Annotated in this window: 24 protein-coding genes and 1 pseudogene; 14 read left to right on the forward strand and 11 right to left on the reverse strand. The window is 33.6% G+C overall.

Translation table 11 applies throughout. The annotated features are described in order from the left end of the window. The first annotated feature begins 61 nt into the window (after nt 1-61). The 10 genes from purH (at nt 62) to IEV63_RS12475 (ending at nt 10,429) form a co-directional block, all read left to right on the forward strand. Nucleotides 62-1,594, forward strand: a complete 1,533-nt coding sequence (gene purH, locus IEV63_RS12430) for a bifunctional phosphoribosylaminoimidazolecarboxamide formyltransferase/IMP cyclohydrolase (RefSeq protein ID WP_188407140.1) — start codon at nt 62-64, stop codon at nt 1,592-1,594. 54 nt (nt 1,595-1,648) lie between these two features. Continuing rightward, complete coding sequence (locus IEV63_RS12435; protein WP_188407141.1) at nt 1,649-2,677, forward strand: rod shape-determining protein; 1,029 nt, start codon at nt 1,649-1,651, stop codon at nt 2,675-2,677. A 12-nt stretch (nt 2,678-2,689) separates the two neighbouring features. After that, a complete protein-coding gene (gene mreC / locus IEV63_RS12440) occupies nt 2,690-3,517 on the forward strand; it encodes a rod shape-determining protein MreC (protein ID WP_188407142.1) in 828 nt (275 codons plus the stop codon). Next, the gene (locus tag IEV63_RS12445; RefSeq protein ID WP_188407143.1) at nt 3,510-4,010 is read left to right on the forward strand and encodes a rod shape-determining protein MreD; all 501 of its coding nucleotides are present in this window, start codon (nt 3,510-3,512) and stop codon (nt 4,008-4,010) included. Before mreC ends, IEV63_RS12445 begins: the two co-directional genes overlap by 8 nt. Beyond that, nucleotides 4,007-5,866, forward strand: a complete 1,860-nt coding sequence (gene mrdA, locus IEV63_RS12450; protein WP_188407144.1) for a penicillin-binding protein 2 — start codon at nt 4,007-4,009, stop codon at nt 5,864-5,866. Before IEV63_RS12445 ends, mrdA begins: the two co-directional genes overlap by 4 nt. Before the next feature lies 1 nt (nt 5,867). Beyond that, the gene (gene rodA / locus IEV63_RS12455; protein WP_262890067.1) at nt 5,868-7,112 is read left to right on the forward strand and encodes a rod shape-determining protein RodA; all 1,245 of its coding nucleotides are present in this window, start codon (nt 5,868-5,870) and stop codon (nt 7,110-7,112) included. Then, complete coding sequence (locus IEV63_RS12460) at nt 7,113-7,586, forward strand: hypothetical protein (RefSeq protein WP_188407145.1); 474 nt, start codon at nt 7,113-7,115, stop codon at nt 7,584-7,586. A gap of 64 nt (nt 7,587-7,650) precedes the next feature. After that, nucleotides 7,651-8,196: a CopD family protein gene (locus IEV63_RS12465; RefSeq protein WP_188407146.1), complete on the forward strand. Its 546-nt coding sequence runs from the start codon at nt 7,651-7,653 to the stop codon at nt 8,194-8,196. Nucleotides 8,197-8,201: 5 nt separating this feature from the next. Beyond that, complete coding sequence (locus tag IEV63_RS12470; protein ID WP_229737256.1) at nt 8,202-9,647, forward strand: sensor histidine kinase; 1,446 nt, start codon at nt 8,202-8,204, stop codon at nt 9,645-9,647. Nucleotides 9,648-9,652: 5 nt separating this feature from the next. Next, a complete protein-coding gene (locus IEV63_RS12475) occupies nt 9,653-10,429 on the forward strand; it encodes an enoyl-CoA hydratase/isomerase family protein (RefSeq protein WP_188407147.1) in 777 nt (258 codons plus the stop codon). 25 nt (nt 10,430-10,454) lie between these two features. Here the strand turns inward: IEV63_RS12475 and IEV63_RS12480 are convergent, their stop codons facing one another. After that, on the reverse strand, nt 10,455-11,138 hold the full coding sequence (locus IEV63_RS12480) for a ComF family protein (protein WP_188407148.1): 684 nt from the start codon (nt 11,136-11,138) through the stop codon (nt 10,455-10,457). A 182-nt stretch (nt 11,139-11,320) separates the two neighbouring features. On the opposite strand from IEV63_RS12480, the gene IEV63_RS12485 reads away from it, so the two are divergent. After that, nucleotides 11,321-13,231 (forward strand): polysaccharide biosynthesis protein, encoded by a 1,911-nt coding sequence (locus IEV63_RS12485; RefSeq protein ID WP_229737257.1) that lies wholly within the window; start codon nt 11,321-11,323, stop codon nt 13,229-13,231. Here the strand turns inward: IEV63_RS12485 and IEV63_RS12490 are convergent. Continuing rightward, entirely contained in the window at nt 13,224-13,700 is a 477-nt protein-coding gene (locus IEV63_RS12490) for an XrtF-associated fRMsr-like GAF protein (protein ID WP_188407149.1), read from the reverse strand. The two genes, IEV63_RS12485 and IEV63_RS12490, sit on opposite strands and share 8 nt — an antisense overlap. 88 nt (nt 13,701-13,788) lie before the next feature. On the opposite strand from IEV63_RS12490, the gene xrtF reads away from it, so the two are divergent. Next, a complete protein-coding gene (xrtF, locus tag IEV63_RS12495; protein WP_262890068.1) occupies nt 13,789-14,355 on the forward strand; it encodes an exosortase family protein XrtF in 567 nt (188 codons plus the stop codon). Further along, on the forward strand, nt 14,339-14,779 hold the full coding sequence (locus IEV63_RS12500) for an exosortase F system-associated membrane protein (protein ID WP_188407150.1): 441 nt from the start codon (nt 14,339-14,341) through the stop codon (nt 14,777-14,779). Before xrtF ends, IEV63_RS12500 begins: the two co-directional genes overlap by 17 nt. 49 nt (nt 14,780-14,828) lie before the next feature. Here the strand turns inward: IEV63_RS12500 and greA are convergent, their stop codons facing one another. Further along, nucleotides 14,829-15,302, reverse strand: a complete 474-nt coding sequence (gene greA / locus IEV63_RS12505) for a transcription elongation factor GreA (RefSeq protein WP_188407151.1) — start codon at nt 15,300-15,302, stop codon at nt 14,829-14,831. 157 nt (nt 15,303-15,459) lie between these two features. Between greA and IEV63_RS12510 the strand changes: the two genes are divergently transcribed. Further along, nucleotides 15,460-15,888, forward strand: coding sequence for a hypothetical protein (locus IEV63_RS12510; protein WP_188407152.1), 429 nt, complete (start codon nt 15,460-15,462; stop codon nt 15,886-15,888). A 52-nt stretch (nt 15,889-15,940) separates the two neighbouring features. Here the strand turns inward: IEV63_RS12510 and IEV63_RS12515 are convergent, their stop codons facing one another. The 8 genes and pseudogenes from IEV63_RS12515 to IEV63_RS13185 form a co-directional block, all read right to left on the reverse strand. Continuing rightward, nucleotides 15,941-16,927 (reverse strand): ABC transporter ATP-binding protein, encoded by a 987-nt coding sequence (locus IEV63_RS12515; protein WP_188407153.1) that lies wholly within the window; start codon nt 16,925-16,927, stop codon nt 15,941-15,943. Between the two features lie 4 nt (nt 16,928-16,931). Further along, entirely contained in the window at nt 16,932-17,918 is a 987-nt protein-coding gene (gene hemB, locus IEV63_RS12520) for a porphobilinogen synthase (RefSeq protein WP_188407154.1), read from the reverse strand. A 2-nt stretch (nt 17,919-17,920) separates the two neighbouring features. Then, complete coding sequence (gene rfbB / locus IEV63_RS12525) at nt 17,921-18,937, reverse strand: dTDP-glucose 4,6-dehydratase (protein ID WP_188407155.1); 1,017 nt, start codon at nt 18,935-18,937, stop codon at nt 17,921-17,923. Nucleotides 18,938-18,949: 12 nt separating this feature from the next. Beyond that, nucleotides 18,950-20,626, reverse strand: a complete 1,677-nt coding sequence (locus IEV63_RS12530) for a DUF6909 family protein (protein ID WP_188407156.1) — start codon at nt 20,624-20,626, stop codon at nt 18,950-18,952. A gap of 14 nt (nt 20,627-20,640) precedes the next feature. Then, complete coding sequence (locus tag IEV63_RS12535) at nt 20,641-22,143, reverse strand: GH3 auxin-responsive promoter family protein (protein WP_188407165.1); 1,503 nt, start codon at nt 22,141-22,143, stop codon at nt 20,641-20,643. Nucleotide 22,144: 1 nt separating this feature from the next. After that, complete coding sequence (locus IEV63_RS12540) at nt 22,145-23,017, reverse strand: M23 family metallopeptidase (RefSeq protein WP_188407157.1); 873 nt, start codon at nt 23,015-23,017, stop codon at nt 22,145-22,147. A 133-nt stretch (nt 23,018-23,150) separates the two neighbouring features. Next, a complete protein-coding gene (locus IEV63_RS12545) occupies nt 23,151-23,345 on the reverse strand; it encodes a hypothetical protein (RefSeq protein ID WP_188407158.1) in 195 nt (64 codons plus the stop codon). Between the two features lie 132 nt (nt 23,346-23,477). Next, nucleotides 23,478-23,587 (reverse strand): annotated as a pseudogene (locus IEV63_RS13185) (IS982 family transposase); the annotation flags it as partial.

The following is a 23,587-nucleotide window of genomic DNA, read 5'->3' on the forward strand; positions in this document are numbered from 1 at the left end:
AAATTCTCTTTCACTTTGCATCAAAAAAAACTACTTTCGCACAAGCAAAAAATTCAACATCATGCAAGCGCAACATAAAATTAAATCGGCCTTAATTTCTGTATTTCACAAAGATGGATTAACTCCAGTGGTAAAAGCTTTGGCGCAACAAGGCGTACAAATTTACTCTACTGGCGGCACCCAAAAATTTATTGAAGAACAAGGTGTAAAAGTTACTCCTGTAGAAGATATTACTTCGTATCCGTCGATTTTGGGCGGTAGAGTTAAAACTTTACATCCCAAAGTTTTTGGTGGTATTTTAAATAGAGCAGAAAACCAATCGGATCAAAATGAATTATCAGAATTTGAAATTCCGCAAATCGATTTAGTAATTGTTGACTTATATCCCTTTGAAAAAACACTGGCATCTGGCGCAAGCGAACAAGATATTATCGAAAAAATAGACATTGGTGGCATTTCTTTAATTCGTGCAGCCGCTAAAAATTACAAAGATGTACTTTGTGTTTCTAACCAAACGCAATACCAAGAATTGTTGCATTTAATTGAAAATCAAGAAGCTTCAACTTCGCTTCAACAGCGTAAAAAAATGGCTATGGAAGCTTTTCAAGTTTCATCGCATTACGACACAGCCATTTTTAATTACTTCAGCAAAGACGAAGAACAAGCTAGATTTAAAAGTAGTTTTCAGCCCCAAAAAAAATTACGTTATGGCGAAAATCCACACCAAGAAGCAAGTTTTTATGGCGATTTTGATGAAGTTTTCGAAAAGTTACACGGTAAGGAACTTTCTTACAATAATTTATTAGATGTAGATGCAGCTGTACAACTCATGCACGAATTTAAAGGTGAAGCACCTACTTTTGCCATTTTAAAGCACAACAACGCCTGTGGTTTAGCACAACGTGAAACTATTGCTCAAGCCTATACCGATGCCTTAGCAGGTGATCCTGTTTCTGCATTTGGTGGAATCTTAATTGCAAACACCGAAATTGACGCAGCTACAGCAGAAGAAATTCATAAATTATTTTGCGAAGTAGTTATTGCTCCAAGCTTTTCAGTTGAAGCACTAGAAATTTTAAGAGGAAAGAAAAACAGAGTTTTATTGATCCTTAAAAACTTTGAACCTGCTAATAAAATTGTGCGCAGCTGCTTAAATGGAATCTTAGTACAAGGCAGAGACCATATCACCGACGATGCAGCTATGTTAAAAACAGCAACAGAAAAAGAAGCTTCAGCAAGAGAAGTAAGCGATTTGTTGTTTGCTTCTAAAATCTGTAAGCATACCAAATCCAATACCATTGTGTTAGCTAAAAACAATCAGTTATTGGCTAGTGGAACAGGGCAAACTTCTAGAGTAGATGCGCTAAATCAAGCCGTAGCTAAAGCTAAAGCCTTTGGTTTCGATTTAAACGAAGCAGTAATGGCGAGCGATGCGTTTTTTCCATTTCCAGATTGTGTAGAAATTGCATACAATGCAGGAATTAGTAGTGTAATTCAGCCTGGCGGTTCGATAAAAGATCAACTAAGTATTGATTTTTGCAATGAAAAAAATATATCAATGTTAATGACCGGCACACGACATTTTAAGCATTAATTTTATTACTTTTAGCAATTGTTAGTTTAATACCCTTTTTACCACATTTATATTATGGGATTTTTTGATTTTCTTACCGAAGAAATTGCTATAGACTTAGGAACAGCAAACACCTTAATTATTCACAATGATAAAGTTGTGGTAGATAGTCCGTCGATTGTTGCAAAAGACCGCATTTCTGGAAAAATTATAGCTGCTGGAAAAGAAGCAGCGATGATGCAGGGTAAAACCCACGAAAACATTAAAACTATTCGACCTTTAAAAGACGGTGTTATTGCTGATTTTGAAGCCAGCGAACAAATGATCAGTATGTTTATTCGTGAAATTCCGGCCTTAAAAAAACGTATGTTTACGCCATCTTTGCGGATGGTAATTTGTATACCAAGTGGAATTACAGAAGTAGAAATGCGAGCCGTAAAAGATTCAGCTGAACGTGTAAATGGTAAAGAAGTGTATTTAATTCACGAACCCATGGCAGCTGCAATTGGTATTGGTGTAGATATTATGCAGCCCAAAGGAAACATGATTGTAGATATAGGTGGAGGTACTACCGAAATTGCTGTAATTGCGCTTGGCGGAATTGTGTGTGATAAATCGGTTAAAATTGCTGGAGATGTCTTTACCAACGACATTATTTATTACATGCGTACGCAGCATAACTTATTTGTTGGAGAACGCACTGCAGAGAAAATTAAAATTCAATTAGGCGCTGCTACAGAAGAGCTAGAAACGGTTCCAGACGATATGAACGTGCAAGGAAGAGATTTGCTTACAGGAAAGCCTAAACAAGTAGAAATTTCTTCAAGAGAAATTGCAAAAGCTTTAGATAAATCAATTTTACGAATTGAAGATGCAGTGATGGAAACTTTATCGCAAACCCCACCAGAATTAGCAGCAGATATTTATAACACCGGAATTTATTTAGCGGGTGGAGGTTCTATGTTACGCGGTTTAGATAAGCGTCTATCTCAAAAAACAGATTTACCGGTTTATATTGCCGAAGACCCTTTACGCGCCATTGTTCGTGGCACCGGAATTACGTTAAAAGATATTGAACGCTACAAGCCAGTTCTCATAAAATAAGCAACTTGATGTATGCAGCAAATCTTCAACTTTTTAGTCAGGTTTAAAACCGGATTAACCTTTTTCTTGTTGTTTTTTGTTGCAATTGCTTTAATTATTGAGGCACACTCTTATCATTCATCTAAATGGGTTTCATCTACTAATTTTATAAGTGGTTCAATTTATGAAGCTTCGTATAATGTGAGCGAGTATTTCAATTTAAAATCGGAAAACAAAAAACTTAGCGAAGAAAATGCAGATTTAAGAAATGCACTGATTAATCTACAACATAACATTGATTTTCCTTCTGATTCTTTAATAACGCAAAATACTAGTTTTAAGTCATTTCCAGCTAAAATTTTAGCAAATTCGTATGCTAAAAAAGATAATTATTTGTTGTTGAACAAAGGAAGTAAAGATACAGTTGCCGAGAATATGGGAGTAATTTCGAGTAAAGGAATTGTGGGTGTTATTGAAGAAACCAGCGAAAGTTATGCTCGAATAATTTCTATTTTAAACTCAAATATCTCAATTAATGCAAAATTGAAAAAATCCAATCATTTTGGTTCCCTTGTATGGGATGGTAAAAATCCAAACCTTACACAACTAATCGATGTGCCTCGTTCAGCAACTATTCAAAAAGGCGACACTATTGTTACGGGTGGAAATTCATTAATCTTTCCTGCTAATATTCCTATTGGTTATGTTTCAAATTTTGATTTGAATGAAAATCAAGGGTACTACACCATTCAGGTAAGTTTGTTTAATGATATGACGAGTGTAGAAAATGTATATGTAATACAGTTTAATAAACAAGAAGAAGCTAGTTTGCTTTTTCAAAATAATGCATCCGATGAATAATTATGCTGTTCATGGTATTCGGTTTATAATCTTGTTATTACTACAAGTTTTAATACTCAATAATATGTTGTTTATGGGTTTTTTAAAGCCCTATGTTTATCCATTATTTGTTATTTTATTACCTTTAAATATCAATAAAATTCAAGCTTTATTTTTAGCTTTTGTTATGGGTTTAAGTGTCGATTTTTTTGAAAACACAGGTGGTGTTCATGCGGCAGCTTGTTTAGTAATTGCTTTCGTAAGACCTTTGGTTTTGAGATTTTCGTTTGGTATAAATTACGATTACCAAACTTTAAAATTTTATAATGAAGGCTTTAAGCAGCGTTTTAATTATTTGGCTATCATGGTTTTTACTCACCATCTAGTCATGTTTGCACTAGAAGCATTTTCGTTAAAACATTCACTTTATATTGTAAAAAGCACCTTGTTATCTGGTCTGTTTTCGTTATTTTTAATGTTGTTGTTTGTACAATTAATACGTAATAGAAAATGAGAAAATTACTTCCTTTCCTTCTCATAAGTCTAGTTGCTTTTATTTTTTTAGGTAGGTTAGTGTATTTACAACTCATCGATGATTCTTACAAAGAAGTGGCTTTAGAGTTTTCTACCAAAAAAGTATACGACTATCCACAACGGGGCTATATTTTTGATCGAAATGGAGAGTTGTTGGTTGCTAACCAACCCGCTTACGATGTTATGGCTGTACCTTTAGATGTAGAGCCTTTCGATACAATTGCATTTGCAGAGATTTTGAATATTAGTCCAGAACGCCTTAAAAATCAATTGAGAAAAGCTTGGGTATACTCACCTAGGCTTCCTTATATTATTACTCCGCAGCTTACCAAAAAAGAATATGCTTATTTACAAGAACAACTGCATAAATACGATGGTTTTTATATTCAAAAACGCCAACTTCGAGACTACCAAACCAATAGCGGGGCCAATTTTTTAGGGTATATAGCCGAAGTAAATCAGCGAGATTTAGACAGAAACCCATATTACCAATCTGGAGAATTAATTGGAAGGCAAGGAGTTGAAAGTCAATATGAAGAAATATTACGCGGAACGCGAGGGGTTAAATATTACCAAAGAGATAATTTTAACCGAAACATAGGGAGTTACGAAAATGGTGTTTTCGATACCATTCCCAAAAAAGGAAAAGATTTAACCTTAACCATTGACTTAGCTTTGCAAGCTTACGGCGAAAAGTTGATGCAAAATAAATGGGGAGGCATTGTTGCTTTAGAACCTGAAACAGGAGAGATCTTAGCTCTTGTGAGTGCTCCAAGCTACGATCCAGACGATTTAGTGGGTAGAAAACGCTCTAGGAATTATACCAAAATGTGGTATGACTCAATCTCTAAACCACTATTCGATCGTGGTTTACAGGCCATGTATCCACCAGGTTCGCCTTTTAAAGTGTTTACAGGTTTGGCTGCTCTACAAGAAGGAGTGGTTGGCCTTAACGAAAAATTTTCTTGTTATGGTGGTTATTCCTATGGTCGTAGCGACAGGATGGGATGTCATGCACATGCAAGTCCGGTAGAAATGATTTCTGGTATTGCTTATTCGTGTAATTCATATTTTGCACAAGTTTATCGCCGAACTATTGAAAAATTTGAAACTGCTCCAATTGGAATTGAAGCATGGAGTAAACACATGAAAAGTTTTGGCTTTGGGAATTTCCTTGGGTATGATTTAAAAGTAGGGAGAAAAGGAAGAATTCCAGATTCAACCTATTACAATTCGGCTTATAAATTTAAATGGTATGCTACAGCAACATTGTCCAACGCCATCGGCCAAGGCGAAATTGAAACAACACCTATTCAACTAGCTAATGCCATTGCTGCAGTTGCTAATCGTGGTTGGTTTTATAGACCACATATTTTGAAGGAAATTGATGGAAGTGCAATTAAAGATTCAGTTTATACGGTAAAAAACAAAACCACCATCGATGAAAAGTATTTTGAACCCGTAATAGATGGTATGCACGATGTCTACAAGTATGGAACAGCAAGATATTTACAAGTTGAAGGCATTGAAATTTGTGGAAAAACAGGTACGGCAGAAAATTTTACAAGAATAGATGGTGAACGGAAACAATTAACCGACCATTCTATTTTTGTAGCTTTCGCGCCTAAAGATAATCCTAAAATTGCTTTAGCTGTTTTTGTAGAAAATGGCGGATTTGGAGCAAGATATGCTGGAAAAATAGCCAGTTTAATGGTAGAAAAATACTTGAAAGGAAATATAAGTAGAACTGACCTAGAAAATTGGATTTTAACGCATAGTTTAGAAGAAGAATATGCAAAACCATATAGCGGTGAAGAATTCAAAATAAATCAGTAATTTGAAGACACTTTTAAAAATAGATTGGTTAAGTATCCTTATTGTACTCCTGTTAATTGCAATGGGATGGGCTACCATCTATTCTACAACACTTGCTGAAGAACAACCTAATGTTTTTGACACGTCTAAACTCTACGGAAAACAGTTGCTTTGGATTGGAATGAGCTTTTTCTTGGTTATTATAATCCTATCTGTAGAAGCGAAGTTTTACCAACGTTTTGCAAGTGTAATTTATATACTGGCTTTATTGGTATTATTGGGTTTACCTTTTTTTGGTAAAACCATTGCTGGTCAAACTGCTTGGTATTCTTTTGGAAGTTTTAGTATCCAACCAGCAGAATTTGTTAAAGCTGCTGCGGCCTTAGCTATCGCTAAATATTTAACTGGCATAAACGTAAGCTTAAAAAACTTTAAAAATCAATTACAAGTACTCTTGTTAATGCTTTTGCCAATGGCATTAATTATGCTTCAACCCGATGCGGGAAGTGCATTAATGTATGTAGCATTTATTATTCCTTTATACAGAGAAGGATTACCAGGAATTTATTTAATAATAGGTGCTTTAATTATTTCTATTTTTTTAACTACGATAAAGTTTGGGGCCATTTATGTAAGTCTTGCTATTTTGCTTTTAAGTATCATTATGCTATATTTTAAACGCAAATCGAAACCAAACTATGCATTACCTTTTTTGGTGGTTGCTTTGTGCATTGGTTTTTCGTTTGCTTCTAATTTTATTTTTGATAAAGTTTTGCAACCCCATCATCAAGATCGATTTGAACTGATTTTAGGAATGAAATCCGACCCGCTAGGAGCAGAATACAACACCTACCATAGTAAGGTTGCCATTGGTAGTGGTGGTTTAACAGGAAAAGGCTGGTTGCAAGGAACACAAACAACAGGAAAGTACGTGCCAGAGCAACACACTGATTATATTTTTAGTGCAGTTGGAGAAGAATGGGGTTTTGTAGGAAGTAGTTTAGTTGTGCTTTTGTTTTGTAGTCTTATGTTTCGTTTTTGGTTTTTAGCTGAACGCCAAAAATCTCCATTTAACCGCATTTATGGTTACAGTGTATTAAGTATTTTATTTTTTCATTTTGCAGTTAATATTGGGATGGTCATCGGTATTTTTCCAACTGTAGGTATTCCTTTACCTTTCTTTAGTTATGGCGGATCTGGTTTATGGGGAACTTTAATTTTAATTTTTATATTTTTAAAGCTCGATGCCAAAAGAATGGATTTATAAATGGAAACTACATTTTTAGAAATTCAGTTTTTAACCAATCAAAAATTGGTAAAATTGATTTTTAAAATAACTTTTGTTGCCTTTGTAGTTGGAGCTATTCTTGGGTTAATTCAAGATAGTAGTATGTTTGAAATTTTTACCACTTTTTTCCTTTTTACTTTGGCTTTATATGTTTCCTTTTCCAAAATTGGTATGAAAACTAAAGTAGATACAACCACACTATATATTAAACATCCGTTTGTTGGAAACATGAAAGTTCTTTTATCTGAAATTGTTTCAGTAGAAAAAACCAATTTTAAATTTCCACCTAACCGAAAAAGCTATCACAAAAAATTCGGCACATTATATAGAATGTATGGAAACAATGGGCTATTAATTAAAATGAAAAATAAAAACTCCGTTTATTTAGGAAGCCAAAAAGTTGAAAATTTAGAAGATGCCATTCAGTCTAAATTGAATAAAAAGATGGATTGAACAATTGAAGGCGTTTTAAGTAGCGATTCTGTATCTTTGAAAACCATTGTTTGATTTTATACTTATGGAATATCTATACATTAAATCCCTTCATTTAATATTTGTGGTTACCTGGTTTGCTGGCTTATTTTATATGCCAAGGTTATTTATTTACCATATTGAAGCTTCAGAAAGACCCAAAAATGAAGCTGAAATTTTAACCGAGCAATTTAAATTAATGAGTAGGCGTTTGTGGAATATCATTACTTGGCCATCAGCTATTTTAGCAAGCTTATTTGCTGTTTGGCTGCTCCTGCTTCAACCTGGGTGGTTGCAAAGCCCATGGATGCATATTAAGCTGGCTTTTGTTGTGTTGTTGTTTGCCTACCACATTAAAACACATTTTATATTTAAGCAATTTCAACAAGATATTATAAAATGGACATCTAACCAAATGCGTTTATGGAATGAAGGAGCTACTTTAATTTTGTTTGCTGTTGTGTTTTTAGCCATCACAAAAACAGCAACCAACTGGCTTTTTGGCATGGGTGGATTAATAGGCTTAGCATTACTTTTAATGCTAGGCATCAAAATATATAAAAACTACCGAATTAAAAAAGGCGAACAATAAATTAGATGAAAACTTCTTTACGTATACGTATTTTTTTATCGATGCTTCTGCTCGTACTAGCAGCTTCAGTTTTAATTGCTGCTGTAACCATTTATCAGTATCGAGAAGAAGCCAAAGCCTTGCATATTGATAAATTAGAACGTAAAGAAAAAGCCATTAAATCTAATATTCAATATATTTTCAGAAAAACTTACTACCCTGTAAACACCGAAAGTTTAGATTTAATTTTTAAAGAACGTATTTATGAAATTCAAGAAATACATAACGAAGAAATTGATATTTACGATTTAAAAGGAAATATTATAAAATCTTCTTATGCATCAAATTTGCATCAAGACACAGTTAATTTGAGCATAAATCCTTCCATTTTAGAACAGTTAGAAAACGCGCCAGACAAACGAGTTGTAGTAGATTTTAAGCTCGATGGGCAACGTTACCAATCTTTGTATACATTAATTACCGACGCGTATTTTAAACCCATTGGCATTGTTAACATTCCGTTTATAGAAGACGATGGGTTTTTAGATGCCAACTTAAAAGAATTTTTTAAGTTGCTTTTACAGGTTTACGTATTAATGTTTTTAGCAGCTATTGCAATTGCCTACTTGCTATCTAACTACATTACTAAATCCTTAAAATTAGTTGGACAACGAATAACCCAAACTAAATTTCACCAAAGCAACGAAAAAATTAGTACAGATAAGTTAAGTGTTGAGTTAAAACCGATTATAAATGCATACAATCAAGTAATAGATGAACTTGAAGAAAGTGCCGTAAAATTAGCCAAATCTGAACGTGAACAAGCATGGCGAGAAATGGCAAGACAAGTAGCCCACGAAATTAAAAATCCGTTAACCCCAATGCGATTAACGGTTCAAGATTTTGACCGCAGATTTAAGCCTAACGATGATGCAGCTATTGCAAAACTGCACGAATTTACTCAAAAAATAATTCAACAAATCGATACTTTAAGCTCAATTGCTTCTGCGTTTTCTAGTTTTGCAAAAATGCCAGCGCAGCAAAATGAATTAATCGATGCTTGCGAAACCATTAAATTAGCAACAGGAATTTTTTCTGAAGAAAACATACAGGTTTTAACCCCTGAAGAAAACATTTATATCAAGTTCGATAAAACTCAGTTAATACGAGTAATTACTAACTTGTTAAAAAATGCCATTCAAGCAACTGCAGAAAAAGAAAGTCCGAAAGTAGTGGTTCAAATTCATCAAGATCATAATTATGTGTATGTAAGTGTTTCAGACAATGGTGTAGGAATTAAAAACGAGCATCAAGACAAAATATTTGAGCCTAAATTTACTACTAAAACAAGTGGAATGGGCTTGGGTTTAGGAATGGTAAAAAACATCGTAGAAAACTATAAAGGAAACATTCGTTTTGTTACCAAACCCAATAAGGGAACAACCTTTACAATAGAATTACCTAAAAAATAAGATATATGAATTACCAAAACATTAGTTTACAAGTAGAAAATAAAGTAGCAAAATTAAGCATTAATCGACCTAAAAAATTAAATGCTTTAAACCGAGCAACCTTACAAGAAATCCATGAAGCTTTAACCGATTTAAAAGCAGACGAAAGTGTAAAAATAATTGTGTTAACCGGAACGGGAGAAAAAGCTTTTGTGGCTGGAGCAGATATTGCCGAGTTTGCCAATTACAGTGAAAAAGAAGGAGAAGATTTAGCCGCTAAAGGGCAAGAATTAGTGTTCGATTATATTGCTAATTTCCCAAAACCTGTAATTGCTGCCGTAAATGGTTTTGCATTGGGTGGTGGTTTAGAATTGGCTATGGCAGCACATTTTAGAATTGCTAGTAAGAATGCAAAATTAGGTTTGCCAGAAACTTCGCTGGGTGTAATTCCTGGTTATGGTGGCACTCAACGATTGCCACAACTCGTAGGGAAGGGAAGAGCTATGGAAATGATCATGACGGCTAAAATGATTTCTGCTGAAGAAGCTTTACAATACGGCTTGGTAAACCACGTTTGTGAGTTAGAAGAGCTAGATGAAAAAGTAAATGCTGTTGTTCAAAAAATACTAGGAAATTCATTACAAGCTATCGAAGCTGCTATTAAGGCAATTAACGATGGATATATAGATGGAGTAAATGGTTTTGAAAGTGAAATTAAGGCTTTTGGTGAAGCTTTTGGAACCGAAGATTTTACAGAAGGAACAACTGCTTTTTTAAATAAACAAAAAGCCAATTTTAAATAATACAATAGGCATAGCAAGCAAAATGTTATTTTACTATTCCCATGCTTGCTATGCTTAACTTTACGTTGTTTAGTTTAAGTAACTCATGGCTACAGGCTTGTAAAGTAGCTCCAGTGGTAATAATATCGTCTACCAATAAGATGTGTTTGGGGCTTTTTAGCAAGCTGTTATCTACTAAGTAAAAATCTTTTATATTTAATTTACCCCTAGATAATCTGTTTTTAAAAACCTGAGTTTTGCTTACAGCTTTTCTCTGCAAAATATTCTTTTTACAGCTTGCGCCTAAAATTTTAGCGAAAGCATCAGCATATAAATCTACTTGATTATAACCACGTTCGCGTAGGCGTTTTTTATGTATAGGAACTGGCACTACCCAATCAAATGTATTGTACCATCCAGCTTCTTTTAAAAGTGAAGCATGCCATTTACCTAAAACTTCTGCTACTTGTGTGTTGCCTCGGTATTTTAAATCGTGTACTATGTTTTGAACGCTGCTTGCTTTTTCAAAATAAAAAAGCGATGATGCTTTTTCTAAAGGAATTCTGCCATAAAAGGTTTTTTTTGTTTCATTTTCTTCAGATTTATAATCCAATGTTAAAGGAAGCTGACTCCTGCATTGCGTGCAAATACAAACTTCATTTTTTAGTAAAGCAGCATCACAAGCTGCACATATTTTCGGAAAAAGTAAGTCGATAAAATCGGAAATCATAAGATAAAATTTTAAAACATTATTGTTTTCAAATAATGATAGTAGAATATATTAAGATCATAAAATATTCATGTTTAGTAAGTTAAAATTAACATATTTTTTGTATACTAAGTTTTTTTTTCGATTTTTGTAGAGAAAATTATCCGAATTTTTTCGACAAAAACTAACTATAGTAATCCATTTTGAGAAAAATTAAATTATTGGTGTTACAGATTTTTAGGAAGCTGTCTCAAAACTATGTTCCTAGATCAGTAATTCTACTTATCGATTCATCCATTGTATTTTTAGCTTTACAGCTAACTTTCTTATTAATTGGTAGTGCTCAACCTCATGCTGAAACTTTGTATTTTCTAAATTTCTCTAAGGAGTTATTTATCATTTTTGGAATTCAATTTTTTTATTTTTTTATTTTCAATTCCTACGCTGGTATTGTGCGTTACACAGGTTTTAAAGATGCATTTAGACAATTGCAAACCACTTTATTTACAGTAATTACGGCTTTAATAATCAATCAAATTATATTTAAAATTTACAACATTAAGCTTATTGTAGATGCAGGTGTAATCGTCTATGGTTTTATAGCTTTTTCATCTTTATATTTTTTTAGAATCGTTGTAAAGCGTGCGTACCAAATTATTCAATCTTCAAAAAGTACTTCTAGTGCTTATATTTTAGGAACAGAATTAACCGATGTTGCCATAGCAGAAAGCATTATTTCGGACACACAGAAAAAATTTGAAATAATTGGTTTTATTTCTGAAAATGATAAGCCTAAAAAAACAAAAATATTTACGCTACCTATTCACAGTTTAAAAGAGCTTCAAGATAAAGCAAAAAAAGGCACTTGTGTAATTGTATCTGCCGAAAAGCTTCAAGAGTTAAGCCTTTCGGGCAACAATATTATCAATGAACTTTTAGAGCTCAGCTTGAAAATTTACAAACTCCCCGAACTTCAAGATTGGGATGATAAATCGATTTCTACTGGAATTAAAAAAGTAAATTTAGAAGATTTACTACAGCGAAATCCAATTAAGTTAAGCAAAGAAAATCTAAAGAGTTTATACGAGTCGAGGGTGATTCTAGTAACCGGTGCAGGCGGATCTATAGGAAGTGATATTGTTAGACAGCTTATTCCATTCAAGCCTAAAAAAATTATTATGTTGGATCAAGCTGAAACGCCATTGCACCACATGAGTGTTTGCTTAGATAAAGAGTATCCAGATGTAAATTACGAAAAAGTAATTGCAGATGTAACCAATTTAACTCGTTTAAAGCATGTTTTTGAGAGTTATGCTCCCGAAGTGGTTTTTCATGGTGCTGCTTACAAACATGTCCCTATGATGGAAGCCAATCCTATTGAAGCTTTAATGGTAAATTACTTGGGGACTAAAAACTTAGTAGATTTATCGCAACAATACAAAGTAAATCGCTTTGTGTTTGTTTCGACAGATAAAGCTGTAAATCCAACTAATATTATGGGTGCGTCTAAACGGAGTGCTGAAATTTATGTACAATCAGCAAGTCGAAATAAACTTAACTCTACACGGTTTATTACAACACGTTTTGGAAATGTCCTAGGCTCTAATGGTTCGGTAATACCACTTTTTAAAAAGCAAATTGAAGCTGGTGGCCCGGTTACAGTTACACATCCAGAAATTACACGTTATTTTATGACTATCGACGAAGCTTGCCAATTGGTACTAGAAGCAGGTGCTATGGGTAAAGGTGGCGAAATATTTGTGTTTGATATGGGTAACCCAATTAAAATTATAGAACTAGCCAAACAAATGATTCGTTTATCGGGTTATGTGCCAAATGAAGAAATTGAAATTGTTTTTAGTGGGCTACGCCCAGGCGAAAAATTATATGAAGAATTATTGGCTGATAAAGAAAATACACAACCAACTCATCATCAAAAAATATTAATTGCTAAATCATCTTTTAAATTTGATACCGAAAACTATCAATTAATTGAAGATTTAACCGAAAGTATAAAGTCCTGCGAAACTAAACTAGCTATTCAGGTATTAAAAACCATCGTACCCGAATACAAGCCAACAGTGTTGAATGTAACTTCAAAAAATGTTAGTTAAATATAGGATAGGTATTTTTGGCTTTAATGTAGTTGCTTACTTTTTTATTTACATAAGTTAACAGTTCTTCATCTGCTTTGGTAAATGCATTTAAGGTATTCGAGTCTATATCTATCTGACCAATATTTTCTTCGTTATAAAAAAGCGGAATTACAATTTCAGACTTTACATTAATGTTACAAGCTATGTAATTGTCTTGCGCATGTACATTATCTACAATAAAATTTTGATGGCTTTCTGCAACTTGACCACATATGCCTTTTCCAAAAGGAATTATTTCGTGGTCGGTGGGCAAGCCTGCAAATGCCTTTAATTTTAGTTCTTTTTTATTGCCATTTTTAAAATAAAAACCGACCCAATCGTAATGCTCAACTTCTTTTTTTAAGGTTTCGCAAATACGAGTTAGTAGCTCGTTAAAATTTAAATTGCTTTCAAAAAGCTTATTTAGAGTTGTATATAATTTTTCCAATTTTTTTTTTTGCAAAAGTATTGATATTTCACCCGAAGTAGTTTTTTTTAATTCCCTATTTTTGTTAAACTATTTTAAATCTATTCAATTGAAGTTTTCATTTATTCAAAAAAATAAAGCTGTTCTTAAATTTCTTGCAATTTTTTTTGGGAGCTATCTTATGCTGGCTGGTGTTTACAAATTATACTTGCATTTAAGTGAATCTAGTGCCTATTTTCCAGATTATATTACAGCTTTAGTTGCCGAACAAACCAAAAGCACACTGCAAGGTTTTGGTTACGAAACATTTAGTTTGGATTATCCTAAAAATAAATCGATTAGAATAGGTATTAAAGATCGTACAGTTATACAGGTTATTGAAGGCTGTAATGCGGTTAGCGTAATTATTTTGTTTTTATCTTTTGTATTGGCTTTTTTTTCAGGATGGAAAAAAACATTACTTTTTATTTTTGGTGGAAGTGTATTAATTTATACGCTAAACGTTTTGCGGATTGCCCTTATTACTTTGGGTATTTATTATTACCCAGCTTATACCGATTTTCTTCACGAAATCTTATTTCCAATTTTTATTTATGGTGTTGTATTTTTACTTTGGATTTTTTGGGTAAAGCAATACCAAAACCCAGAACCTAGCCCAAATGAACAAATCGCTTAAAATAGGTTTAATTATAGTTTGTTTTATATTGCTAGCATTGATTAGAATGTTTCAATCCGAACTATTTAACGATCCGTTTATTGATTTTTATAAAGAAAATTACCTGCAAAAACAACCCCCAGAAATTCAACAATTCAGCTTATATTTAAATACGGCTTTTCGGTATTTTTTAAATACTATAATTAGCTTATTTGCTATTTACATTGCATTTCCCAAAAAGTCTGTTATTAAGTTTTCTGTATTTTTTTATACAGTTGCCTTTGTTTTATTAATGTTGATGAAAATAGTTGTGGTCAATCAACTTCAACCTGAATTATATAGCCTGCTTTTTTATATTCGACGTTTTTTAATTCAACCGATATTTGTAATTGTTTTGTTGCCTGCTTTTTATTACCAGCATAAAATTCAAAAACAGAAAGCATAAAAAAAGCTTGATAATTTTATCAAGCTTATGAAGAATTTAGAGCAGAGAATTACCGATTAACTTCTAAAATTTCGAAGCTAATTTTTCCATTTGGAACAACAATATCTGCCGTATCGCCTGCTTTTTTGCCCAACAGACCTTTGCCAATAGGGGAGTCTACAGAGATTTTCCCAGATTTTAAATCGGCTTCACTTTGTGCAACTAATTTGTAGGTTACGGTTTGTTGATTAGCCATATTTTTAAGTTTAACACTAGAGTGAATAAGCACCTTAGAAGTATCCAATTGCGACTCATCGATTACACGGGCATTGGCCACTACTTCTTCTAATTTAGAAATACGCATTTCTAGCATGCCTTGTGCTTCTTTAGCTGCATCGTATTCAGCATTTTCACTTAAATCTCCTTTATCTCTAGCTTCAGCAATTGCTTGCGAAGCTTTTGGGCGCTCTACGTCGCGAAGTTGGTCTAATTCAGCTCTTAATTTTTTAAGGCCTTCTTCTGTATAATAAGATACTTTACTCATAACTTCATCGTTTAATATATAAAAAATAAAGAATCCCGCCAAAGCAGGATTCCAATTACAAATGTAGTAATTTTGTTTTTAATATTCATTTTTACCGCTGAAAGCTTAATGTAATATAAGCTTGTAATTTGGTCGGTATATATTTAATTATTGGTTTATGAAGAAAATGCTTTTACTTTTTTCAATTATGGTCTTATGTTTTGGCTGTGCAGATGATGATGTTCGTAGAGAAAACCCTTTTTTACTAGACTTAAGAATTGATGTTACGATCAATACCAACCTGCCACAATACAACAGTTTAAATTTTCCGGGTAATGCTATTTATTTTGGTGGCCAAGGTAACGATGGTATTATTGTGGTCAATGCTGGGCCAAACATTTTAGCCTGGGATGCATCTGACCCCAACGAAATACCAAGGGGTTGTACTCGCCTACAAATACAGGGTTTAGTTGGGCAAAGTACCTGCGAAACACCGAATGCTTACAGTTTAATAGATGGGCAACCTTTAGAAGATGGAAATTTACAATTTGGTTTGTTTAATTACCGCGTTGAAGAAAACGGAAATGTAATTCGTATATTTAACTAAAATGAATTTTTAGTTTAAAGCTTTGCTTAGTATTGGTTTTTGTGTATTTAGCTTATTTCTGAATAGGCGTAATTTTACGCTTTTCCCAATTTTCTACTGAAAAATTAATGGCTATTTTTTTACCAACGGAAATGGGTTTATTATGATAAGCAAATACCCTAAGGTTTTGTAATTCGAGTTCAATTAAATACCGATCGGCTAAAAAATATAAATTTTTCACTTTAGCTTCTAAGTTTTTGTTTGAAGCATTAAGCTTGATTTCGTGTGGATAAACCACATAATTTTCCGTTGAGTTTCCTCCCATTAATTGGCCGGGAATTAAATTGGTTTCTTCAAACAAAGAAGCTACTTTTAAAGATTTAGGCTGTTCGTAAAGTGCTTCTGGCGAGCGGTAATCTATCAATCTTCCTTTATACATAACCAAGGTTTGATCTGAAAAGGATAGCATGTCTTTTACATCGTGTGTTGCAAATAAGCAGGTAATTTTTTCTTTTTTAAGATAGGCAAACAAATCTCTTCTCAGTTTGTTTTTTTTGTATTGGTCAATGTGGCTAAATGGTTCATCTAAAAGCAATAACTTTGGTTTTTTGGCCAAGGCTTGTGCCAAAGCAACACGTTGTTTTTGTCCACCACTCAAAAACTTCACTTTTGTAGTTGCCAATGCGCTTAAATCTACGGTATTTAATAAATCTTTACAAATGGCATCATTTTTTTCAGGATACATCCTAGATAAATGTTTTTTTACATTTTCTTCAACACTTGTAAAAGGCATTAAATCGAATTCTTGAGTTAGTAATTTTACATCATCCAAACCAGGAATTAAATTAAAAGCTGGGCCGAGCACTTTTGTATTGTTCCAATAAATTTCACCTTCATTTGCATCTAAATTTCCAAAAAGCAAGTGTAACAAGGTGCTTTTTCCACAACCGCTTTCGCCTATTATGGCTACATGTTGACCTTGTTCAACTTGAAAACTAATGTTGCTTAGGGTAGATTTTTCTTGAGTGTAAGCAAAGCCAATTTGGTTAACTTGAAGCATAAAATTAAAGTAATTTTACAGCATCTTTAGCAAAATAACTAGCTATTAAACTTGCTCCTGAGCGTTTTATGGCTAATAATTGTTCGAGCATAACGGCATCATGGTCTAACCAAGCTTTTTCTGAAGCTGCTTTTAGCATTGCATACTCACCACTAACTTGGTATGCCGCTACAGGAACATCTACTGTATTGGCTATATCGCGTACAATATCTAAATAGCATAGACCAGGTTTTACCATAACTATATCCGCGCCTTCTTCAATGTCGGCTAGGGTTTCTTTAATGGCTTCTTTGCGATTAGCAGGATTCATTTGGTAGGTTTTTTTATCTTTTGGAATATTTTTCACATCTACTGGAGCCGAATCTAAAGCATCTCGAAATGGGCCATAAAAAGCCGATGCATATTTGGCTGAATAACTCATAATTCCGGTATGGTGAAAGCCTTCTTTTTCTAAACGATTACGCATAATTTTAATTCGGCCATCCATCATATCGCTTGGAGCTACAAAATCTGCACCTGCTTTGGCGTGGCTTAAAGCCATCTCTGCTAAAAAGGAATTGGTTAAATCATTGTCAATTACTCCGTTGTTTACAATTCCGTCATGACCATACATAGAGTAAGGATCTAATGCCACATCGGTCATAACTAGCATTTCGGGTACAGTTTGTTTAATGGTGTCTATGGCGCGTTGCATTAAGCCTTTGGGGTTAACAGCTTCTATACCTTTGTTATCTTTGTATTTCTCTTCTACTTTTACAAATACTAAAACCGATTTTAGACCCATGTTCCAAATCAATTTAATTTCTTTGCTTAAAATATCTAAGCTCATTCGGTAATAATCGGGCATAGAAGGAATTTCTTCTTTTATATTTTCGCCTTCAACAACAAACAAAGGCACGATAAAATCGTTTGGACTTATGCTTGTTTCACTTACTAAATCTCGAATAGCTTGATTGGTTCTTAATCTTCTAAAACGCTGATTAGGATACATATTTATTGTTTTTTCTTGAATACTTCTATATAAAAATCTACAGTTTTTTCTATACCAGATTCAAAATTCTCTGCGGCTTTCCAGCCTAAATTATGTTCTAATTTAGATGCATCGATGGCATATCTAAAATCATGGCCAGGTCTGTCTTTTACGTAGGTAATTAAATCGGTATAGGATTGTTGGTCTGCTCTGGCTTGCTTTACATCTAGCAATTCACATATTTTTTGAGCTATGTAAATATTGGTTCGCTCATTGCGTCCACCAATATTGTAAGTTTGGCCTAATTTACCAGTATTCATGGTAAGTTCAATTCCTTTACAGTGGTCTAGTACATACAACCAATCTCGAATGTTTTTGCCATCGCCATAAATAGGAATAGGCTCTTTAGCCAAAGCTTTTCGAATAATAGTAGGAATTAACTTCTCTTCATGTTGATGTGGGCCATAATTATTGGAGCAGTTGGTGGTAACTACAGGCATTCCGTAGGTGTGAAAATAACTTCTTACTAAAAAGTCTGAAGAAGCTTTTGATGCACTATACGGACTGTTAGGTGCGTAGGGTGTTTCTTCTGTAAATAAACCAGTTTCACCTAAAGTTCCATAAACTTCATCGGTAGAAACATGAAGGAAACGCGCATTTTTAAATTGTTCTTTTAGTTGAAACGGACCATTCATCCATAAACTAAAGGCTTTATGCAATAGGTTGAAGGTTCCTGTAATGTTAGTTTCTATAAAGGCTTCTGGATTTTTTATGGAATTATCCACATGCGATTCAGCAGCAAAATGAAAGACTTTCTCAAATTGGTATTTTTCAAATAATTTTTCTACTAAATTTTTATCGCAAATATCACCTTGTACAAAAGTGTAGTTTTCTGCATCACTTACTAAAACATTTTCTAAATTCCCGGCATAGGTTAATTTGTCTAGGTTTACGTAGTGAAATTCTTGTTTGGGAACCAGATAGTTTAAAAAGTTAGCGCCAATAAAGCCTGCGCCACCCGTTACTAATGCATATTTCATAATTGTAGTTTGTTAGTTAATAATTTGAGCTAATATTTTTTCAGTAATTAGGTAAGTAGGTTTTACACCAGTTGTACCTAAACCGCCCGAGGCTAAGGTGCTTCCCGTTTCTAAAGGATTATCGCTAGCATAATAAGCATATCTTACTTTTACATTTTTGCTGATATTGTAGCGCAGCATAGCAGAAGCTTGAATAGCTTTTTGGTAATGCGCACCTTCCATTTCGAGGCCAATTACGCGCCAAGAAGATTTATGAAAAAATTCTAAAATATCTTTATTTTGTAAGGAAGTACCCAAGACGGTTACCATTGCTCCATCGAAAACCTGTAAACCTTGACCTTCAAAATCTTCTTTTTTTAGCTCATTTGTAAAAGGGTAGTTATCGGCTGTGCCTTCAAATAAGTGCGCATTTGGAATCATTAAATCGCCTTTTCCTCCTTGCAGAATGCCTGCTTTTCCCATAATTGAAACAGAATCTACATTCATAAAATTACGTTCACTGTCTAATTTTATAGGTTTCAATAATTCATCTATAGTTTCGTAGGCTTGTTCGCCAAAAGCATAATCCATAACAATAAGCACATCTTCTTGGTTGTCTTCAATTTGAAATTGCGAATTTTTGTTTTTCAAATTCTTTAAATCGAATATCTGCACATCAATATTAGTCCCGCTTTCATCTTTAATATAAATCATACCTTGGTTTACTGCATACTGCTCTACTTTTTTACGCTTGGCATTATTCTCGGGCTTGCTTAAGGCTTCAAATGTAGAGAGCATATTATTTTCATCCACTTCTTTACCTAAAGCTCCTTTTGCGTATAAGGTATTCATTACCGAATGCATATTTGCACTAATAATGTGTAGTTTTCGATTTAAAAGTTGATGTTTAGCTAAGGTTTTTTTAATGGTTTCTGCCCAAACTTCGCCATGTATGTGGTGTCCTAAACGCTCTCTTAATACAGGGCTAAAGGTAATTACACGTTTTTTGTTTTTTACTTCTTCATCTATAGCGAGCTTTCCTAAACTGTAAATAATGTTTAAAAACTGATTTGGATTATCTTTGGTAGCAAACTTGTTATATACTTGTTTGATTTCAAAAAAAGTTCTACCTAAAATGTTAGCGGTATGTGTAATGGCAATTTCTATTTGTTGTTGATTTAGTTTTTTACTAGACTGAATTGCTTCTTCTAGCTTTTGCCAATCTCTGTTTACATGTCCGGCTTCATTTATAATTACCCGTTTCATTATTTTATGCGACTCTATAAACAAGAAGGTTAAGTGCGTAAGGATGTCGTAAATTTCAGACCGACCTCGGGTAATTTCAATATTCATTTGTTCTTCGTCTATGCGGTAACAATTTCTTCTTCGTTTAGGTGGAACAATGGCTTTAAAATGCGAATCTGAATAGCCTTCGTCGCTAGTTAAGTTAATAAATCTACATTCTTCTATACCTATAGGGAGTCGTTCTATAATGTACAATAAGCCATTAAGTTCTACTTTTTCTTCGGCAATAGACCCGTAAATCTCTGGCCTTAAGGTAAGCAAAGACTGGCGTAGGGTTTCGCCAGAAACCCCCATGGGTTTATAAAAGCCACGAATAAATAAATGCCGCATGGTAATGTAAATACGTTCTATTGCATTGGTACTTTCTCTTGCTCTGCTTCTAGTTATATCTGGTAAACTTTTCATATTTCTTGGGTATTTTAGGTTGATTTTAAGCTAAATTCTTCTAATTGGTCGGCTATTTTTCTATCGTTAGATAGTCGTGGAATTTTATTTTGTCCGCCGAGTTTTCCTCGAGCCTTCATAAATTTTTGAAAACCATCTTTTTCTACTTTAGTAATGACCAATTTACGAAGAATATTGCCTGTAATTAAATCTTTATAATAGCTATTTTGGTCTTGTACAGACTGGTCTAGGCTATCAATAAAGGCTTGCATGTGTTGCGGTTCTTTTTGAAACTCAATAAACCATTCGTGGTAAGGTAATCCTTGTGTTGGTTCAACTTGTGGAGCCACGGTGAACTCACTTATTTCTGCTTCGTGTTTTTGGCTGGCTTCTTGTATAGCTTGCTCCACTTCTTTAGCAATAACATGCTCTCCAAATGCTGAGGTAAAATGTTTAATTCTCCCCGAAACAACAACTCGGTAAGGCTTCGTATCGGTAAACATGATGGTATCTCCTACATTGTATCTCCAAAGGCCTGCGTTGGTTGAAATTATCATTACATAATTTACATCAATTTCTACATCGGCAATGGTATATACCTTAGGATTATCTTCAAAAAATTCATCTGCTTTTATAAATTCATAAAAAATTCCTGCATTTAGCAAAAGAAGCATTCCGCGAACATCCTGTTGATCTTGGTATGCAAAAAAGCCTTCAGAAGCTGGATACAATTCTATACTATCTATTTTTTTACCTACCAGTTTTTCAAATTTGGAGCGGTAAGGTTCGTAGTTTACCCCTCCATAAATAAACAAGCTAAAATTCGGAAAAATTTCACCTACCGGTTTTTGATGTTTATTTACAAGTATTTCGAAATAGGTTTGCACCCAAGATGGAATACCACTAATGAGCGTCATGTTTTCTACTTCGGTTTCTTCTACAATTTTATTGATTTTCTGGTTCCAATCCGGTATACAATTGGTTTCCCAACTCGGCATTCTGTTGGCTTGTAAATAGGCTGGTATAAAATGAGCTACTATTCCTGAAAGTCTACCAAAGTGAATTCCATTTTTTTGTTCTAACTCTGGGCTTCCTTGTAAAAAAATCATTTTCCCATCTACAAAGCTAGCATTTCCTGTTTCGGCAATATAGCTTAAAATGGCATTTCTAGCTGCATTGATGTGGTTAGGCATAGAGTCTTTTGTAAGCGGAATGTATTTTGCACCGCTAGTTGTACCCGAAGTTTTAGCAAAATACAAAGGTTTTCCTGGCCAAAGAACATCAGGCTTACCGGCTACGGCTTCATCTACGTAGGCACGTAAGCCTTCGTAGTCTGTAATGGCTATTTTTTGCTGAAAATCTTTATAATGCTGAATGCTGTCGAAATCATGGTCTTTGCCAAATTTGGTTTTTTTGGCTTGGGCTATTAAATAGGCAAAGGTTTTTTCTTGGCTTTTAACAGGATTATTTGCCCAAGCCGCTGTTTTATAAGCGCTGATTTTAGCGTAAAGCTTAGCTCCAAGTTGTTTTAACGACATATTATTCAAAACTAATAAATTCAGTTGGGTCGATGGGGTTTCCGTCAATCCATAATTCAAAGTGTAAATGCGTACCCGAACTTAGCTCTCCTGTATCGCCAGTAGTTGCTATTACTTGTCCAGCTTCTACTAAATCGCCTTGTTGGGTTAATAAGGATGCATTGTGTTTATACACCGAAATTAAACCAAATTGGTGTTCGATAATAACAACGTAACCTGTTTCGACCGACCATTCTGCAAAAATAACGGTACCATCTGCAGTAGCTTTAACAGGTTCGTTTTTAGACGTAGCAATATCTACCGCATAATGTTTTTCTTGTATAGCATAGGTAGCAGTTATGATGCCTTTTACTGGGGCATAAAAACTAAAATTAGATTGGAAAACAGCTTCTTCCATTACATTGTACTTGTCTTCTTCTTCTACTTCTTCCCTTAGAGCTAAATCTTCTTGGCTAGGCGAAAAATCTATGTCAGTAGGTTTAATGGTTTGTATTGCAGGAGCAGAAGCAGTATCGTTTTGTTCTGTAAAATTTTGCTCTCCACGTAGCGCTGCCCGAATAGATTTTAAATACTGGTCGTTTTCGAGCATCTTTATTTCTAAAGAGTCAACTTTGTAGGCCATTTCTGTAGCTTTTTGCCGCAATGCGGTAGATGAATATCCTGGAATATATTCACGTAATGGCGTAAAAGCAATAAAAACACTAGTTAATCCAATTAATAAAATTGAAGAAAGAATAATAATTATAATAACGTTTAATCGATTTACCTGAAAAGAAATACGTTCTTCGAATGTGTCTTCATTTAAAATTACCAAGCGGTAACGATGAAGCATTTTTTTTAAAAGTTGATCTTTTTTAGGTTTTCGCTTACTCATTTAACAATACTATCTCGCAAATATACATTTTAACGTTTACATGAAAGTTAATTAATTGAGAAGGCTAATACGAAGCTTCACTAATTTATTTTAAAAATAAAGCCAATTAGTGAAGCCACATATACGCTAATGTTTAAATAAGCCTAATTGCAAGCATATATTTTACGCTTTGTTTAAGCACTTTTAATTCAGCTTCAAGTTCTTTTATTTCTCCTAAAAGTTGAATTATTTCAAAGCTTATAATTATTATGAATACAATTATTATAATGTATAGAAATATTTGATAAAGCTTTGCATTTTGTAGAATTTTAAGTAAATCAGATTTCATAATTAAAAAGATTTGTGTTTTCTTGATTCCTATAAAACATCTTGGGGTTTAAGTTTAGGCTAAAAAGTTGTAAGCATTTAATTGTTTTTATCTTTTAATCAATGGTATAGTTTGTAAATAACCTGAGTTCGATTAATCGAATATAGTTATTTGATTAGTATTCAATGCGTATTGGAAGTTAAGTGATGGTTTTTTGTCAAAAAATGAATACGCAATAAGCCCTGATAAAAGATTTGTAATAA

The sequence above is a fragment of the Psychroflexus salis genome (assembly GCF_014640175.1).
GTDB classification, from domain to species: domain Bacteria; phylum Bacteroidota; class Bacteroidia; order Flavobacteriales; family Flavobacteriaceae; genus Psychroflexus; species Psychroflexus salis.

Excerpts from the sequence above, each read along its gene's own strand:
- IEV63_RS12510 (WP_188407152.1), top strand. The coding sequence starts at position 15,460 with ATGAAGAAAATGCTTTTACTTTTTTCAATTATGGTCTTATGTTTTGGC.
- IEV63_RS12480 (WP_188407148.1), bottom strand. The coding sequence starts at position 11,138 with ATGATTTCCGATTTTATCGACTTACTTTTTCCGAAAATATGTGCAGCT.
- IEV63_RS12540 (WP_188407157.1), bottom strand. The coding sequence starts at position 23,017 with ATGAGTAAGCGAAAACCTAAAAAAGATCAACTTTTAAAAAAAATGCTT.
- IEV63_RS12535 (WP_188407165.1), bottom strand. The coding sequence starts at position 22,143 with ATGTCGTTAAAACAACTTGGAGCTAAGCTTTACGCTAAAATCAGCGCT.
- hemB (WP_188407154.1), bottom strand. The coding sequence starts at position 17,918 with ATGTATCCTAATCAGCGTTTTAGAAGATTAAGAACCAATCAAGCTATT.
- IEV63_RS12460 (WP_188407145.1), top strand. The coding sequence starts at position 7,113 with ATGGAAACTACATTTTTAGAAATTCAGTTTTTAACCAATCAAAAATTG.
- IEV63_RS12435 (WP_188407141.1), top strand. The coding sequence starts at position 1,649 with ATGGGATTTTTTGATTTTCTTACCGAAGAAATTGCTATAGACTTAGGA.
- IEV63_RS12515 (WP_188407153.1), bottom strand. The coding sequence starts at position 16,927 with ATGCTTCAAGTTAACCAAATTGGCTTTGCTTACACTCAAGAAAAATCT.
- IEV63_RS12470 (WP_229737256.1), top strand. The coding sequence starts at position 8,202 with ATGAAAACTTCTTTACGTATACGTATTTTTTTATCGATGCTTCTGCTC.
- mreC (WP_188407142.1), top strand. The coding sequence starts at position 2,690 with ATGCAGCAAATCTTCAACTTTTTAGTCAGGTTTAAAACCGGATTAACC.
- rfbB (WP_188407155.1), bottom strand. The coding sequence starts at position 18,937 with ATGAAATATGCATTAGTAACGGGTGGCGCAGGCTTTATTGGCGCTAAC.
- IEV63_RS12500 (WP_188407150.1), top strand. The coding sequence starts at position 14,339 with ATGAACAAATCGCTTAAAATAGGTTTAATTATAGTTTGTTTTATATTG.
- IEV63_RS12475 (WP_188407147.1), top strand. The coding sequence starts at position 9,653 with ATGAATTACCAAAACATTAGTTTACAAGTAGAAAATAAAGTAGCAAAA.
- greA (WP_188407151.1), bottom strand. The coding sequence starts at position 15,302 with ATGAGTAAAGTATCTTATTATACAGAAGAAGGCCTTAAAAAATTAAGA.
- IEV63_RS12445 (WP_188407143.1), top strand. The coding sequence starts at position 3,510 with ATGAATAATTATGCTGTTCATGGTATTCGGTTTATAATCTTGTTATTA.
- mrdA (WP_188407144.1), top strand. The coding sequence starts at position 4,007 with ATGAGAAAATTACTTCCTTTCCTTCTCATAAGTCTAGTTGCTTTTATT.
- IEV63_RS12530 (WP_188407156.1), bottom strand. The coding sequence starts at position 20,626 with ATGAAAAGTTTACCAGATATAACTAGAAGCAGAGCAAGAGAAAGTACC.
- IEV63_RS12545 (WP_188407158.1), bottom strand. The coding sequence starts at position 23,345 with ATGAAATCTGATTTACTTAAAATTCTACAAAATGCAAAGCTTTATCAA.
- IEV63_RS12465 (WP_188407146.1), top strand. The coding sequence starts at position 7,651 with ATGGAATATCTATACATTAAATCCCTTCATTTAATATTTGTGGTTACC.
- purH (WP_188407140.1), top strand. The coding sequence starts at position 62 with ATGCAAGCGCAACATAAAATTAAATCGGCCTTAATTTCTGTATTTCAC.